Source organism: Streptomyces sp. NPDC058671 (genome assembly GCF_042716475.1).
Classification (GTDB): domain Bacteria; phylum Actinomycetota; class Actinomycetes; order Streptomycetales; family Streptomycetaceae; genus Streptomyces.
Genome location: NZ_JBHXSA010000008.1, coordinates 227245 through 241045, shown reverse-complemented (window position 1 = coordinate 241045; position 13801 = coordinate 227245). Strand labels below are relative to the sequence as shown.

Below are 13801 nucleotides of genomic sequence, written 5' to 3'. Positions count from 1 at the left end.
GGGCATCGCACGCGCAACGACCTTGACGCCTCATCGGAAACTCGGAAGGGTGACGTACTGGCATGCGCATTTCCGGGGCGTGTGCGAGCGGGGGCAGGCCCAGTCGTGAGCCGCCTCTGCCGCTGCCCCGAGCGTTGCCCCATGACGAGTTGAGCTACTGGGGGTAGCAGCCAGATGACCAAGCAGATGCGAGTCCGTATCGCGCGCATCGCCGCCGGTGCGGTGATCGCAGCGGGTGCGTCGCTCACCGCGGCGGGTGCGGCGCAGGCCGTGGGCGCCTTCGGCGATGTGCCGACCCCGACGCCCACGTGCCTTCCCGAGAGCGCCGGTTGTGAGACCACGCCTCCCGTGGAGACCACTCCGCCGGTGGAGACCACTCCGCCGGTCGAGACGACCCCTCCGGTGGAGACCACTCCGCCGGTGGAGACGACCCCTCCGGTGGAGACCACTCCGCCGGTGGAGACGACCCCTCCGGTGGAGACGACCCCTCCGGTGGAGACCACTCCGCCGGTCGAGACGACCCCTCCGGTCGAGACGACGGAGCCGGGCACGGGTGAGACGACCGAGCCGGGCACGGGTGAGACGACCGAGCCGGGCACGGGCGAGACCACCGCCCCGGGCACCGGTGAGACCACCGACCCCGGTTCGACCGACTCACCCGTCACCCCGGGTGACGACACCGACGGTGGTTCCACCGACTCCGGCGACCCCGGCACCTGCACCGTCGACCTCGACGGCGCCGAGTGCGTGGACACCGGCAACAGCAACACCGACACCAACAACGCCGGCTCGCAGCCCGTGCAGCAGGGCCAGGCGAAGGAGGAGCTCGCCGAGACCGGTGCGGCCGAGACCTCGTTCCTGGTCATCGGCGCCGCCACCATGATCGCCGGTGGCATCGGCTTCCGTATGCTGCCGCGTCTCGTCGCCGGTGGTCACACCGCCGTCTGACCGCGATCCGCGACGGACAGCGCATGAAGAAGGGCCGGGGAACCCTCCCCGGCCCTTCCTCGTGTTTCCGGCTCGTGTGGACGCCGCGCGGCCCGGCTAGGCCGTGCGGACCGCGGCGAGCAGTGCCAGCGCGGCCAGCAGGGCGATCGCCAGCGTCAGCAGCATCGCGGGCGAGAGACCCTGCGGGGTCAGACGCTCCCGGTTGGCCCGGCAGACGCGGCAGCGGCCCTCGGTCACCGGGGCCGCGCAGTTGGCGCACACCAGTCGGTCGTAGGTCATGCGCTCTCCTCCTCCCGCACTGGGGGCTCCATCAGGACAACGCCCGGTGGTACCCGGACGTTCCCCCTACCACTGTGCCAGCTCGACGGCGTTTCGGCGCGCCCCACCGGATCGTCCCCGCCCGGCCCGCAAGGGCGAAAAGGATAAAGTACGCAAGCCAGGACCGCGACTGCGCGGGGTCACCCCGTTCGCGTAAGGTCACGCACACCTACTCCCGGCCGACCGTGGTGCATCCGTGATCCGATTCGACAACGTCTCCAAGTCCTATCCGAAGCAGAACCGCCCCGCGCTCCGGGATGTCTCCCTGGAGATCGAGAAGGGGGAGTTCGTCTTCCTCGTCGGTTCCTCCGGCTCCGGTAAGTCGACTTTCCTGCGGCTGCTCCTCCGTGAGGAGCGCGCCAGTCAAGGCCAGGTGCACGTCCTCGGCAAGGACCTGGCCCGGCTGTCCAACTGGAAGGTGCCGCACATGCGGCGTCAACTCGGCACCGTCTTCCAGGACTTCCGCCTGCTGCCCAACAAGACCGTCGCCCAGAACGTGGCCTTCGCCCAGGAGGTCATCGGCAAGCCGCGCGGCGAGATCCGCAAGGCCGTGCCGCAGGTGCTCGACCTGGTCGGCCTCGGCGGCAAGGAGGACCGGATGCCGGGCGAGCTCTCCGGCGGTGAGCAGCAGCGCGTCGCCATCGCCCGTGCCTTCGTCAACCGCCCGATGCTGCTGATCGCCGACGAGCCCACCGGCAACCTCGACCCGCAGACCTCGGTCGGCATCATGAAGCTGCTCGACCGCATCAACAGGACAGGGACCACCGTCGTCATGGCGACCCACGACCAGAACATCGTCGACCAGATGCGCAAGCGCGTCATCGAGCTCGAGAAGGGCCGCCTGGTCCGCGACCAGGCACGCGGCGTCTACGGATACCAGCACTGAGCCTGTAGCGAGTAGGAGAAAGCAGACCCATGCGCGCTCAGTTCGTGCTCTCCGAGATCGGTGTCGGTCTCCGGCGCAATCTCACGATGACCTTCGCCGTCATCGTCTCCGTGGCCCTTTCGCTCGCCCTCTTCGGCGGCGCGCTGCTCATGCGCGAGCAGGTCAGCACGATGAAGGACTACTGGTACGACAAGGTCAACGTCTCCATCTACCTCTGCAACAAGGCCGACGCGTCGGCCGCGGCGGCCAAGTGCTCCAAGGGTGCGGTCACGGCCCAGCAGAAGGAGCAGATCGAGGCCGACCTGCAGAAGATGGACATCGTCGAGACCGTCTACTACGAGTCGGCCGACGAGGCGTACAAGCACTACAAGGAGGAGTACAGCGACACCGCCATCGCCTCCGTCATCACGCCGGACCAGATGCCGGAGTCGTTCCGGGTCAAGCTCAAGGACCCGGAGAAGTACAAGGTGGTCGCCACCGCCTTCGCGGGCCGCGAGGGCGTCGAGTCGGTGCAGGACCAGCGGAACATCCTGCAGAACCTCTTCGACCTGATGAACGGCATGAACATCGCCGCCCTCGGTGTCATGGGCCTGATGCTGGTCATCGCGCTGATGCTGATCGTCAACACCGTGCGCGTCTCGGCGTTCAGCCGCCGCCGCGAGACGGGCATCATGCGGCTCGTCGGCGCGTCCAGCTTCTACATCCAGATGCCGTTCATCATGGAGGCCGCATTCGCCGGACTCCTGGGCGGCGCGGTCGCCTGTGTGCTGCTGCTCGTCGGCCGGTACTTCCTGATCGACCACGGCATCGCCCTCGCGGAGAAGATGCAGCTGGTCAACTTCATCGGCTGGGACGCGGTCTTCGCCAAGCTGCCGCTGGTGATCGCCATCGGGCTCCTCATGCCCGCCGTGGCTGCTTTCATCGCGTTGCGCAAGTACCTGAAGGTGTGAGAAGAGACCCCTGACGACGGATGGCGTCGTACGGCCAAAGCCCGTGCGGCGCCATCGTCTTGTCCTAGAGTGGGCGGCATGTCGGCTGACACCGAACACCTCTGTATCCGGCCCCGCGGCTTACTCCGTGGGGCCGTTCTGACGTTGGTCTTCGCCGGGGTCCTCGCCACCGCCGCCGCCACCGGCTCCCTGCCCCGGCAGGACGCGGGAGGCGATCCCGCGGCCGCGTCCACGCGCGCGGGGCGGCCGCCCGCGGCCGACGCGCCCGTCGACCGCGCCGCCCTGAACCGCGCCGCCGCCGCGGCCATGGCCGACGGGAAGTCGGGCAAGCAGGCCGCCGAGGAGTTCGTCAGCCGCAGCGGCGACCGCTGGGGCGCGGTGTACGACAAGAAGGAGTACGCCGAGTTCGAGCAGGCCCTTGACGGCGCCTACACCGGTGTCGGGCTCTCCGCGGGCCGGGCCGACGGGAACCGCGTCCGGGTGACCCGGGTGCAGTCCGGAGGTCCCGCCGAGCGGGCCGGGCTCCGGGTCGGGGACCGGCTCGTCTCCGTCGACGGACGCCCCGTCGACGGGCTCTCGGTCTCCGAGGTCGTCGCCCTGCTGCGCGGCGACGGAGTGCCCGGCTCGGCCGTCGCCCTCCGCGTCGAGCGCGGCCGCGCCGCCTGGACGCGGACCCTGCACCGGGCCCGGCTCGCCACGGACCCCGTCACCGTCCGCCGCCTGGACGACGGGACCCTGCTCATCCGGGTCGCCGCCTTCACCAAGGGCGCGGGCACACGCGTGCGTGACGCGGTGCGGGACGCCCCGGCCGGCGCCGGCGTCCTCCTGGACCTGCGGGGCAACGCGGGCGGCCTGGTCGCCGAGGCGGCCGTGGCCGCCTCCGCCTTCCTCGACGGCGGCCTGGTCGCCACGTACGACGTGGAGGGCGAGCAGCGGGCCGTGTACGCGGAGGGCGGCGGCGACACCGACCGGCCCCTGGTGGCGCTGATCGACGGGGGCACCATGAGCGCGGCCGAGCTGCTCACCGGCGCCCTCCAGGACCGGGGCCGGGCGGTCACGGTCGGTTCGCGCACGTTCGGCAAGGGCGCCGTCCAGATGCCGAGCGCCCTGCCGGACGGCTCCGTCGCCGAGCTGACCGTCGGCCACTACCGGACGCCGGCCGGGCACGCGGTGGACGGTCGGGGCATCACCCCCGACCTGGCGGCCGGGGAGCGGGCCGAGGAACGGGCGAAGACGGTATTGAGTGGCCTCGGAGGGGGCTCGTAGTGCGAAAATGACCGCACTATGGCAAAGGGACTCGTGAACGTGCAGGGCAAGCCTGCGAAGAAGAACCAGGACAAGGCGCCCGAGCGCAAGATCATCGCGCAGAACAAGAAGGCGCGCCACGACTACCACATCGTCGACACGTACGAGTGCGGTGTGGTCCTCATGGGCACCGAGGTGAAGTCGCTGCGGATGGGCCGCGCCTCGCTGGTCGACGGCTTCGTGCAGATCGACAACCACGAGGCGTGGCTGCACAACATCCATGTGCCCGAGTACATGCAGGGCAGCTGGACCAACCACTCGGCGAAGCGGAAGCGCAAGCTGCTGCTGCACCGCGAGGAGATCGACAAGCTGGAGTCGAAGTCCCAGGAGACGGGTCACACGATCGTGCCCCTGGCGCTGTACTTCCTCAACGGCCGGGTCAAGGTCGAGATCGCGCTCGCCAAGGGCAAGAAGGAGTTCGACAAGCGTCAGACGCTGCGCGAGAAGCAGGACACCCGCGAGACCAACCGGGCCATCGCGGCGGCCAAGCGCAGGGAGCGGGCCGCGAAGATCGCCTAGCGGCGCGGCCGCGGGTAATACGCTGGCGACAGCGGCCGTCGGTCACGTACGATGGGCCGTGCCCGCCTCGCGAGGGGCGTGCACCTTGATAAGTCAACATGGGGATGATCGGTTTCGACAGCGGATACCGATGCAGAGGAAGCGTGTCGAGGAAGCGGCAATGATCTCGTTAACCATATGTCGCAACCAATAATCGCCAACTCCAAGAGCGATAACTCCCGCTTCGCCCTCGCTGCCTAATTTTAGGTAACGACAAGAAGCCTCTGTGAGGAGCGTCAGCCCGGGGGTGGTCCCGACCCGGATCCTGGCGTCATTTAGGGATCTAAACCTCTCGGCCCGGTCACGGGGCTGAGGGGGAAATCAAACAGTGACTGAGCCCGTCGGAGACTTGTCCGCGTGATCTCCGGGGCTGAGAAACTCGTAGCGGACTGCACACGGAGAAGCTCTGTTTCCGTACCGTTGGACGCGGGTTCGATTCCCGCCATCTCCACCGAGCGTCCGAGGGGCTTGCCCGCTCGGACACCTCATCCCATGTGGGCGAAGGCCCGGCAGTCAGCAGACTGCCGGGCCTTCATCATGCGTCAGTAGTGGTAGCGGGCTTTGAGGATCTTCACTTCCTTGTCGTCCGCCCGGTAGACGAGTCGGTGCTCGTCGTCGATCCGGCGCGACCAGTAGCCCGACAGGTCACCCTTGAGTGGCTCGGGCTTGCCGATCCCGCCGAAGGGGTCGCGCTGGATCTCGCCGATCAGGCGGGTGATCCTTCGGGCCGTCTTCCGGTCCGAGGAGAGCCAGAACAGGAAGTCCTCCCAGGCGGCAGGGTCGAAGTGGATGCTCCTCACTCCTCGCCCCCGGCCAAGTCCCTCAGCTCGTCCATCGACTTGGTGATCACCGGGGTGCTTTCGCGGTCGCGGGCCACCGCCTCCATCAGGCGCTGGGCGTTGGCGGGAGAGCGGAGCAGGTAGACGGTCTCCTGCCAGGAGTCGTAGTCGGCGGCCGACATGAGGACGGCGTCGCCGTTCTTGGAGGTGATGCGTACGGGGTCGTGATCGGTGTTGACGCGCTCGATCAGGGGGAACAGGGTCGCCCTGGCTTCGCTGGCGCTTATGGACATGACGTCCGCTCCTCCGTATGTACAGCTTTAAGGTACGAGTACCGTACCATAAACTTGTACCAGTCTAGGGGGTGGAGGGCTCGTAGTCGGCACGGTCGACGCGCAGGGCCAGCGTCAGGGCCAGGCTCGCCGCCGTGACCGGGATCAGGAAGCCGAAGGCGGGGAACGGGGCGTGGTCGGCGGCCCAGCCTCCGGTGGCGGAGCCGGCCGCGATGCCGCCGAGGAGGGCGGTCACGGCAAGGGTCATGCCCTCGTTGAGCTGGGACGCCGGTGTCATGCGCTGGACCAGCCCCATGCCCGTCACCATCGTGGGAGCCGTCGCCATCCCCGCCACGAGCAGCCCGGCGGCGAGGGCGAGCAGCGAGCCGGTCGAGGCGGCGAGCAGCGGCAGCGTCATCAGGACGCTCATCGCGGCCAGGCAGAAGCGCAGCCGGGCCGTACGGCGGGCGCGGCCGTAGAGGAGACCCGCCGCGCAGGACCCGGCGGCCTGGAGGGCGAGGACGGGCCCGGCGAGGGGGCCGTCCACGTACGCGAGGGTCACCACCTCCATGGAGCCGAAGACGGCCCCGGTGGCGAGGAAGACCGCGAGGAGGGGGACCATGCCGGGGACCCGCAGCGGGGAACCGGCGGCGGTGCGGGGCGCGACCGGCGGTTCGGTGGCGCGCTGGGCGGTGAAGACCAGGACCCCGCCGAGGAAGAGGGTGGCGGCGACGAGGGTGCCCGCCTCGGGGAAGAGGGTCGAGCAGACGAGCGCGGCGACGACCGGGCCGAGCATGAAGCAGAGTTCGTCGACGGCCTGTTCGAAGGCGTTGGCGGTGTGGAGGGCGTCCCGGTCGCCCCGGAAGAGGTGGGCCCAGCGGGCCCGGGACATGCCGCCCGTGTTGGGGCTCGTGGCGGTGAGGGCGGCCGTGGCGAAGAGGGCCCAGACGGGCGCCCTCTGATGGACGCAGAGCAGCAGGACCACCTGGCCGAGGACCGCGTAGGCGGTGGCGGGGACCGCGATCCGCGCCTGGCCGCACCGGTCGACGAGCCGGGCGATCCAGGGGGCGGTGAGGGCCCCGGCGGCCGTGCCGGTGGCGGTGACGGCGCCGGCGAGCGCGTACGAGTCGTAGGCCGCGGCGATCATGATGACGGCGCTGACGCCGAACATGCCCATGGGCAGCCGGGCGATCAGATTGCCGGCGGTGAAGGCACGGGTGCCGGGTGCGGCGAAGAGCCGGAGGTAGGGGTTGCGGGGGAGGGGGCCGGGGACGGGGGCGGGCTGTCCGTGGTGCCCGGAGGTCGAGGGCGGTCGTCCCTGGTCGCCGGGGGCGGCAGGTGGTCGTTCCTCAGGGCGGGGGGAGTGGGGGGCCTGGTGGCGGGCGGCGAGCACCGGGCCCGCCGGGGTCGGGGGGAGCTCCGGATGCGGCATGGGTCAAGGCTCGGGGCAGCGGGCCGGGCGGGTCCAACACCTGTTCGGTGGCCATTCACGCGTCTGTGTTGTTGAATGCGGCGGTGCCCGCCACCCCGTCCCCGTACGACATCGACCCCCGCCTGCTGCGCGCCTTCACCGCCGTCGCCGAGGAGCTGCACTTCACCCGGGCCGCCGCCCGCCTCTACGTCGCCCAGCAGGCCCTCAGCCGGGACATCCGGCGCCTGGAGCGCGAGCTGGCCGCCGAGCTCTTCGTACGGACCACCCGGCAGGTCGCCCTCACCCCGGACGGGGAGCGCCTCCTCCCGTACGCCCGCCGGGTCCTCGCCGCCCACGACGAGCTGACCGAGGCCTTCCGCGCCGCCCCCCGGCCCCTCCTCGTCGACCTCAACAGTCCGGGCCTCGTCCAGGAACGCGTCCTGCGCCGGGCCCGTGAACTCGCTCCGGAGCACGAGCTGATGGCCCGCTACGAGAGCGGGCTCACCGGCGCGGTGCGGGACATCCTCGCCGGACGGCTCGACACCTCCTTCGGCCGGTACGGAGGGCTCGAAGCGGGGCTGCGGGCGCGGCTCGACTTCCAGTTCGTACGGTACGAGCGAATGGCGGTGATCCTTCCCGAGGACCATCCGCTGGCCGGCCTGTCCGAGGTGCCGCTCGCGGGCCTCGCCGGGGAACGGGTCTACGCGGGCGCGGGGAACGACCGTACGCCCGAGTGGACCGACCTCGCCGCCCGGCTCTTCGCCGGGCGCGGCATCGAGGTCGCCCCGCCCGCGCCGCTCGCGGTCGGCCATGAGGAGTTCCGCCGCATCATGGCCAAACACCGCAACCCGGTGCTCGCCGTCGTCGACTTCCCGCCCATGCCGGGCTGCGTCCTGCGGCCGCTCACCGACCCCGTACCCCTGTCGCCCGTGAGCCTGGTGTGGCGCAAGGGTCTGCGCCACCCCGGCCTCGACGCCCTGCGGGCCGCAGCCGCGGAGATCGGCGCGGCGGAGGGCTGGCTGAAACGCCCGCCCGGCTCCTGGCTGCCCGAGGCCGAGCCCGGCGTGGACCGGGCGGGACCGCAGGCGCTCACAGGGGCCTTCCGCGCCGGGTGAGAGCAAGGTTCCGCTCCCGTCACCTCTCGGCATCGGGCCGAAACGCGACCTTACTAGCCTCGCCGACAGGTGGACCGGGGCTGTGGACGCCCCAGGACCCGACACCCGCGGAGGTACGACATGGGCGGCCGGTGGATCGAGCAGTGGGAGCCGGAGGACGAGACCTTCTGGCGTGAGAAGGGCGAGCGGATCGCCCGGCGGAACCTGATCTTCTCCGTGCTCTCCGAGCACATCGGGTTCTCCGTCTGGAGCCTGTGGTCGGTCATGGTGCTCTTCATGGGGCCGCAGTACGGCGTCGACCCGGCCGGCAAGTTCTTCCTGATCGCGACCGCGACCTTCGTCGGCGCGCTGATCCGGATCCCGTACACCTTCGCCGTCGCCCGCTTCGGCGGCCGTAACTGGACCGTCTTCAGCGCCCTGATGCTCCTGCTGCCCACGGGCCTCGCCTTCGCGGTGATGGAGCCCGGCACCTCGTACACCACGTTCGTCCTGGTGGCCGCGCTCACCGGTGTCGGCGGTGGCAACTTCGCCTCCTCGATGACCAACATCAACGCGTTCTTCCCGCTCCGCAGGAAGGGCTGGGCTCTCGGGCTCAACGCGGGCGGCGGCAACATCGGCGTCCCCGTCGTACAGCTCGTCGGCCTCCTCGTCATCGGCACCGCCGGTGCCGTGCACCCCCGGATCGTGCTCGGGGTCTACCTCCCCCTGATCGTGGTCGCCGCCGTGTGCGCCGCGCTCTTCATGGACAACCTCGCCCCCGTCAAGAACGACACCGGGGCCGCGAAGGAGGCCGTACGGGCCCGCCACACCTGGATCATGGCCTTCCTGTACATCGGCTGCTTCGGCTCCTTCATCGGCTACAGCTTCGCATTCGGACTCGTCCTCCAGACCCAGTTCGGACGCACCCCGCTCCAGGCCGCCTCGCTCACCTTCATCGGCCCGTTGCTCGGCTCGCTGATCCGGCCCGTCGGCGGCTCCCTCGCCGACCGGCACGGCGGCGCCCGCATCACCCTGGGGACGTTCGCCGGGATGGCCGCCGCGACCGGAGTGGTGATCTACGCCTCCGTCGTCGAGTCGCTCGCCGTCTTCCTCGTCGGCTTCATCGCCCTCTTCGTCCTCAGCGGACTCGGCAACGGCTCCACGTTCAAGATGATCCCGGCGATCTTCCTCGCCCAGGGGCACCGCAAGGGGCTCTCGGGAGACGCGGCGGAGGCGTACGGCCGGCGTCTCTCCGGCGCCGCCATGGGTCTCATCGGGGCGGTCGGCGCGCTCGGCGGACTGGGCATCAACCTCGCCTTCCGCCAGTCCTTCCAGACCGTCGGCAGCGGCACCGCCGCCTTCGTCGCCTTCCTGGTCTTCTACGCGGCCTGCATGGCCGTCACCTGGTCGGTATACCTTCGGCGCCCCACCGCGGTCCCCCGGACCGCCGAGGCCGTCACCGCGTCGGAGCCCCGGCCCGGCTACGCGAAGGTGTGATCTCCGGTGCACGGCGCGGACCGTAACGACCAGGAAATACGGGCGAACCGAGTCTGTCACGCGTCCCCGTCAGGCTCGGGCCCCATGGACGAGCAAGAACACGGCCCCCTCGCCGGCTTCACCGTCGGCGTCACCGCGGCGCGGCGCGCGGACGAACTCATCGCGCTGCTGCGCCGGCGCGGCGCCGCCGTCGTCCACGGCCCCGCACTGCGGATCGTGCCCCTCGCGGACGACACCGAACTCCTCGCCGCCACCAAGGAACTCCTCGACCACGCCCCGGACGTCGTCGTCGCCACCACGGCGATCGGCTTCCGGGGCTGGGTCGAGGCGGCCGAGGGCTGGGGATACGGCGAGGAACTCCTCGCCGTCCTGCGGGACACCGAACTCCTCGCCCGCGGCCCCAAGGTCAAGGGCGCCGTGCGGGCCGCGGGACTCACCGAGTCCTGGTCGCCCGGCTCGGAGTCCATGGCCGAGGTCCTCGACCGGCTCCTCGACGAGGGCGTCGCCGGGCGCCGCATCGCGCTCCAGCTGCACGGGGAGCCGCTGCCCGGCTTCGTGGAGGCGCTCGGCGCCGCCGGAGCGGAGGTCGTCGGCGTCCCCGTCTACCGCTGGATGCCCCCGGAGGACACCGCGCCGCTCGACCGGCTCCTCGACGCGGCCCTCTCCGGCACCCTGGACGCCGTCACCTTCACCAGCGCCCCCGCGGCCGCCTCGCTGCTCTCCCGGGCCGAGGAGAAGGGCGTACGGGACGCACTCGTCGCCGCGCTGCGGCACGACGTGCTCGCCGTGTGCGTGGGGCCCGTGACGGCGCTGCCGCTCCAGGCCGAGGGCATCGACACCTACCAGCCGGAGCGGTTCCGGCTCGGGCCGCTCGTCCAGCTCCTCTGCAAGGAGCTGCCCGGCCGCTCGCGGGTCCTGCCGGTGGCGGGGCACCGGATGGAGGTCCGGGGCCACGCCGTCCTCGTCGACGGCGTCCTGCGGCCCGTGCCGCCCGCCGGAATGGCCCTCCTCGGGCTGCTCGCGCGCCGCCCCGGCTGGGTGGTCTCCCGGGCCGACCTGCTGCGGGCGCTGCCCGGGGCGGGCCGGGACGAGCACGCGGTGGAGACGGCGATGGCGCGCCTGCGGGCGGCGCTCGGGACGCCGAAGCTGATCCAGACGGTGGTGAAGCGGGGGTACCGGCTGGCGCTGGATCCCTCCGCCGACGCGAAGTACGACGGCTGAGACCCCTCCCGGGGGTCAGGGCCGGGTGGCCGCGTCGATGTCCGGGTGAAGGGTGAAGACCTGATCGAGGCCGACGATGTGCAGGATGCGAAGGGTGTGGGCGGGGACGCCGGCGAGGGCGATGTCCGCCTGGGCGGCGTGGGCCCGCGCGCGGGCGGCGAGCAGGGCGGTGATGCCGCTGGAGTCGCAGAACTCCATGCCGGCCAGGTCCAGCACGAGTCGCTGGCCCGGCCGCAGGGTGACGGTGGCGAGCGTGTCCCGCAGCCGGGTGGCGGTGGTGTAGTCGAGTTCGCCGACGACCTGGAGGACGGGGCCGGTCGCGGCGACCAGGGTGGTGATGCTCAGCGGTGTCATGTCCGACTCTCGGTCGTGGGGACGCCGAGGGCGAGGAGCGCGGTGTCGTCGTCCAGGCCGTCGCCGAAGCCGTCCAGCAGGACGGTCAGGGCCTCGATGACCGCGTGGGGCGGTCTGCCCGCGTGGGGGGTGGCGAAGGCGCGCAAGGCGTCGTCTCCGTACAGGCCGGTGCGGCCGGGGCCGGTGCGGGCTTCGGTGAGCCCGTCGGTGTAGAGCAGCAGGGTGTCCCCGGGGCCCAGGGTGGTGGTCGCGGTGACGAAGGGCGCGGTGGGCAGGATGCCGACGAGGAGGCCGCCCGGGGTGGGCAGGAAGTCGGCGGTGCCGTCGCCCCGCAGGACGAGGGCCGACGGGTGGCCTCCCGAGGCGATGCGGACGGCGGCCCGGCCGGTGGCGGGATCGGGTTCCATGACGCCGACGATGGCGGTGCAGTACCGCGGATCGCCGGCGCTGTAGCGCTCGTGGAGCGCGGTGTTGAGGGTCGTCAGGGCGGCCACCGGGTCGGGGTCGTGCAGGACGGCGGTGCGCAGGGTGTAGCGGGCCAGTGAGGTGACGGCGGCGGCCTGGGGGCCCTTGCCGCACACGTCTCCCAGGAAGAAGGCGAAGCGTCCGCCGCCGAGGGGGAGGACGTCGTAGAAGTCGCCGCCCAGCCGGTCGGGGGAGGCCGTGCGGTAGTGGGCGGCCGTCTCCACCCCCGGTATCGGCGGCAGGGTGTCGGGCAGCAGCGATGCCTGGAGTACGGCGAGGGCGTCCTGCAGCCGGGCCCGGTCGGCCTCCGCCTCCCGGCGGGCCTGTTCGGCGGCCTTCTGGGCCCGCAGGAGCTCCACTTCGTAGGCGCGGCGGTCGCGGGCGTCGAAGACGGTGGTGCGGATCAGCAGCGGCTCGCCGGATTCGCCGTACTTGAGCGCGGAGGAGATCAGCACCGGCAGGCGGCCGCCGTCGGCCTGCCTCATCTCCAGGGCGATGCCGCCGATCTCGCCCTGCATGCGCAGCAGCGGCGCGAAGTGGGTCTCGTGGTACAGCTTGCCGCCCACGGTCAGCAGGTCGGTGAAGCGCATGCGGCCGATCACCGCCTTCCGCTCCAGACCGAGCCACCCCAGGAGCGTGCCGTTGATCTTCGCGACGGTGCCGTCGAGCAGCGTCGACAGGTAGCCGCACGGCGCGCTCTCGTACAGCTCCTCGGCGCTGTCCTCGAGGAGCGCGGTGAACGTGATGTCCGAGGACTCCTCGCCACCGGTGCCGTAGGGGTCGGGCCGGTGCCCGGTGCGGCACATCACCGCAACTCCGCCAGGAAGCGGGTGATCGCGTCGTTGGTGGCCTCCGGCGCGGACAGGTGGGGGCAGTGGCCGGTCGCGTCCAGCGTGACCAGCGTGGAGCCGGGGATCGCCCGGTGGACGAAGGCGCCGACCTCCCGGGGGGCGATGACGTCCTGGACGCAGTCCAGGATCAGCGTCGGCACCTCCACGCCCTTCAGGTCGTCCCGCGAGTCCGACAGGAACGTGGCCCGGGCGAAGACCCGTGCCATGTCCGGGTCCGTGGCGCAGAAGCTGTTGGTCAGCTCCTCGCCGAGCTCGGGCCGGTCCGCGTTGCCCATGATGGCCGGAGCCATGGCCGCCGACCAGCCCAGGTAGTTCGACTCCAGGGACGCCAGCAGTTCGTCGATGTCCTCGGCGCCGAACCCGCCCCGGTACCCCTCGTCGTCGAGGTAACGCGGCGAGGGGGCGACCATCACCAGCGCACCGATCCGCCCCGGGACCATGCCGAGGGCCGTCACGCCGATCATCGCGCTGACCGAGTGCCCCACGAACACCGCGTCACGCAGGTCGAGCGCCTCGCACACCTCGGCCACGTCCCTGGCGTAGCCGTCCAGGGAGGCGTAGCGCTCCGCGGAGAAGGCGGACGCGTCCGAACGTCCCGAGCCCACGTAGTCGAACAGCACCACGCGGTGGTCCGGCGCCAGAGCGGGCACCGTCAGCCGCCACATGTTCTGATCACACCCGAACCCATGAGCCAGCACCACCGTGCGTCCCTCGGGGTTCCCGGTCACGGTGACGTTGTTCCTGCGCTCGATGTCCATACCTGCACCCTCTCAGACTCACGCCATCACTCCCACACGGCCATGAATCCCCCACAATCCACCCCGTGCCTCCACCTGCGGCCCGCGATCTGCCGCCGGGAGTCGATCGCGCCTGACACGGCGGCTCCCGGTGG

General features: G+C 71.3%; 15 protein-coding genes and 1 other RNA gene. 9 read left to right on the top strand and 7 right to left on the bottom strand.

Annotated elements, in window-relative coordinates; all coding sequences use genetic code 11:
• Window positions 1–174: 174 nt before the first annotated feature.
• Window positions 175–948: an LPXTG cell wall anchor domain-containing protein gene (locus tag ACFWV2_RS13145; protein ID WP_384405072.1), complete on the top strand. Its 774-nt coding sequence runs from the start codon at window positions 175–177 to the stop codon at window positions 946–948.
• 96 nt (window positions 949–1044) lie between these two features.
• On the opposite strand, the gene ACFWV2_RS13140 is transcribed toward ACFWV2_RS13145, so the two are convergent.
• The gene (locus ACFWV2_RS13140; protein ID WP_384405071.1) at window positions 1045–1227 is read right to left on the bottom strand and encodes a hypothetical protein; all 183 of its coding nucleotides are present in this window, start codon (window positions 1225–1227) and stop codon (window positions 1045–1047) included.
• A 235-nt stretch (window positions 1228–1462) separates the two neighbouring features.
• Here ACFWV2_RS13140 and ftsE point away from each other — a divergent pair, with 235 nt between their 5' ends.
• The 5 genes from ftsE to ssrA all read left to right on the top strand — a co-directional run bounded on the left by ftsE (window position 1463) and on the right by ssrA (window position 5419).
• A complete protein-coding gene (gene ftsE, locus ACFWV2_RS13135; RefSeq protein WP_053648390.1) occupies window positions 1463–2152 on the top strand; it encodes a cell division ATP-binding protein FtsE in 690 nt (229 codons plus the stop codon).
• Window positions 2153–2181: 29 nt separating this feature from the next.
• On the top strand, window positions 2182–3102 hold the full coding sequence (ftsX, locus tag ACFWV2_RS13130) for a permease-like cell division protein FtsX (RefSeq protein WP_384405070.1): 921 nt from the start codon (window positions 2182–2184) through the stop codon (window positions 3100–3102).
• A gap of 78 nt (window positions 3103–3180) precedes the next feature.
• On the top strand, window positions 3181–4368 hold the full coding sequence (locus tag ACFWV2_RS13125) for a S41 family peptidase (RefSeq protein ID WP_384405069.1): 1188 nt from the start codon (window positions 3181–3183) through the stop codon (window positions 4366–4368).
• A gap of 18 nt (window positions 4369–4386) precedes the next feature.
• The gene (smpB, locus tag ACFWV2_RS13120) at window positions 4387–4926 is read left to right on the top strand and encodes an SsrA-binding protein SmpB (protein WP_360784908.1); all 540 of its coding nucleotides are present in this window, start codon (window positions 4387–4389) and stop codon (window positions 4924–4926) included.
• Window positions 4927–5026: 100 nt separating this feature from the next.
• Window positions 5027–5419: a transfer-messenger RNA gene (gene ssrA, locus ACFWV2_RS13115) on the top strand.
• 88 nt (window positions 5420–5507) lie between these two features.
• Here the strand turns inward: ssrA and ACFWV2_RS13110 are convergent.
• From ACFWV2_RS13110 to ACFWV2_RS13100, 3 genes are all read right to left on the bottom strand, one after another.
• Complete coding sequence (locus tag ACFWV2_RS13110; protein WP_384405068.1) at window positions 5508–5765, bottom strand: Txe/YoeB family addiction module toxin; 258 nt, start codon at window positions 5763–5765, stop codon at window positions 5508–5510.
• On the bottom strand, window positions 5762–6037 hold the full coding sequence (locus tag ACFWV2_RS13105) for a type II toxin-antitoxin system Phd/YefM family antitoxin (protein ID WP_384405067.1): 276 nt from the start codon (window positions 6035–6037) through the stop codon (window positions 5762–5764). Before ACFWV2_RS13105 ends, ACFWV2_RS13110 begins: the two co-directional genes overlap by 4 nt.
• Before the next feature lie 64 nt (window positions 6038–6101).
• Window positions 6102–7448, bottom strand: coding sequence for an MFS transporter (locus ACFWV2_RS13100; RefSeq protein WP_384405066.1), 1347 nt, complete (start codon window positions 7446–7448; stop codon window positions 6102–6104).
• A gap of 83 nt (window positions 7449–7531) precedes the next feature.
• Between ACFWV2_RS13100 and ACFWV2_RS13095 the strand changes: the two genes are divergently transcribed.
• The 3 genes from ACFWV2_RS13095 to ACFWV2_RS13085 all read left to right on the top strand — a co-directional run bounded on the left by ACFWV2_RS13095 (window position 7532) and on the right by ACFWV2_RS13085 (window position 11239).
• Window positions 7532–8542: a LysR family transcriptional regulator gene (locus ACFWV2_RS13095; protein ID WP_384405065.1), complete on the top strand. Its 1011-nt coding sequence runs from the start codon at window positions 7532–7534 to the stop codon at window positions 8540–8542.
• Between the two features lie 120 nt (window positions 8543–8662).
• The gene (locus ACFWV2_RS13090; protein ID WP_384405064.1) at window positions 8663–10018 is read left to right on the top strand and encodes a nitrate/nitrite transporter; all 1356 of its coding nucleotides are present in this window, start codon (window positions 8663–8665) and stop codon (window positions 10016–10018) included.
• 84 nt (window positions 10019–10102) lie between these two features.
• Entirely contained in the window at window positions 10103–11239 is a 1137-nt protein-coding gene (locus tag ACFWV2_RS13085; RefSeq protein WP_384405063.1) for a uroporphyrinogen-III synthase, read from the top strand.
• Window positions 11240–11254: 15 nt separating this feature from the next.
• Here the strand turns inward: ACFWV2_RS13085 and ACFWV2_RS13080 are convergent, their stop codons facing one another.
• The 3 genes from ACFWV2_RS13080 to ACFWV2_RS13070 are packed head-to-tail and all read right to left on the bottom strand — an operon-like array spanning window position 11255 to window position 13667.
• Window positions 11255–11593, bottom strand: coding sequence for an STAS domain-containing protein (locus ACFWV2_RS13080; RefSeq protein WP_384405062.1), 339 nt, complete (start codon window positions 11591–11593; stop codon window positions 11255–11257).
• Window positions 11590–12864, bottom strand: coding sequence for a PP2C family protein-serine/threonine phosphatase (locus ACFWV2_RS13075; RefSeq protein WP_384405061.1), 1275 nt, complete (start codon window positions 12862–12864; stop codon window positions 11590–11592). The genes ACFWV2_RS13080 and ACFWV2_RS13075 overlap by 4 nt, the downstream gene beginning before the upstream one ends.
• Window positions 12864–13667: an alpha/beta fold hydrolase gene (locus ACFWV2_RS13070; RefSeq protein ID WP_384405060.1), complete on the bottom strand. Its 804-nt coding sequence runs from the start codon at window positions 13665–13667 to the stop codon at window positions 12864–12866. The genes ACFWV2_RS13075 and ACFWV2_RS13070 overlap by 1 nt, the downstream gene beginning before the upstream one ends.
• Window positions 13668–13801 lie beyond the last annotated feature (134 nt).

Coding starts and splice junctions, on each gene's coding strand:
- ACFWV2_RS13145 (WP_384405072.1), top strand. CDS start 175: ATGACCAAGCAGATGCGAGTCCGTATCGCGCGCATCGCCGCCGGTGCG.
- ACFWV2_RS13140 (WP_384405071.1), bottom strand. CDS start 1,227: ATGACCTACGACCGACTGGTGTGCGCCAACTGCGCGGCCCCGGTGACC.
- ftsX (WP_384405070.1), top strand. CDS start 2,182: ATGCGCGCTCAGTTCGTGCTCTCCGAGATCGGTGTCGGTCTCCGGCGC.
- ACFWV2_RS13125 (WP_384405069.1), top strand. CDS start 3,181: ATGTCGGCTGACACCGAACACCTCTGTATCCGGCCCCGCGGCTTACTC.
- smpB (WP_360784908.1), top strand. CDS start 4,387: ATGGCAAAGGGACTCGTGAACGTGCAGGGCAAGCCTGCGAAGAAGAAC.
- ACFWV2_RS13105 (WP_384405067.1), bottom strand. CDS start 6,037: ATGTCCATAAGCGCCAGCGAAGCCAGGGCGACCCTGTTCCCCCTGATC.
- ACFWV2_RS13100 (WP_384405066.1), bottom strand. CDS start 7,448: ATGCCGCATCCGGAGCTCCCCCCGACCCCGGCGGGCCCGGTGCTCGCC.
- ACFWV2_RS13090 (WP_384405064.1), top strand. CDS start 8,663: ATGGGCGGCCGGTGGATCGAGCAGTGGGAGCCGGAGGACGAGACCTTC.
- ACFWV2_RS13085 (WP_384405063.1), top strand. CDS start 10,103: ATGGACGAGCAAGAACACGGCCCCCTCGCCGGCTTCACCGTCGGCGTC.
- ACFWV2_RS13080 (WP_384405062.1), bottom strand. CDS start 11,593: ATGACACCGCTGAGCATCACCACCCTGGTCGCCGCGACCGGCCCCGTC.
- ACFWV2_RS13075 (WP_384405061.1), bottom strand. CDS start 12,864: ATGTGCCGCACCGGGCACCGGCCCGACCCCTACGGCACCGGTGGCGAG.
- ACFWV2_RS13070 (WP_384405060.1), bottom strand. CDS start 13,667: ATGGACATCGAGCGCAGGAACAACGTCACCGTGACCGGGAACCCCGAG.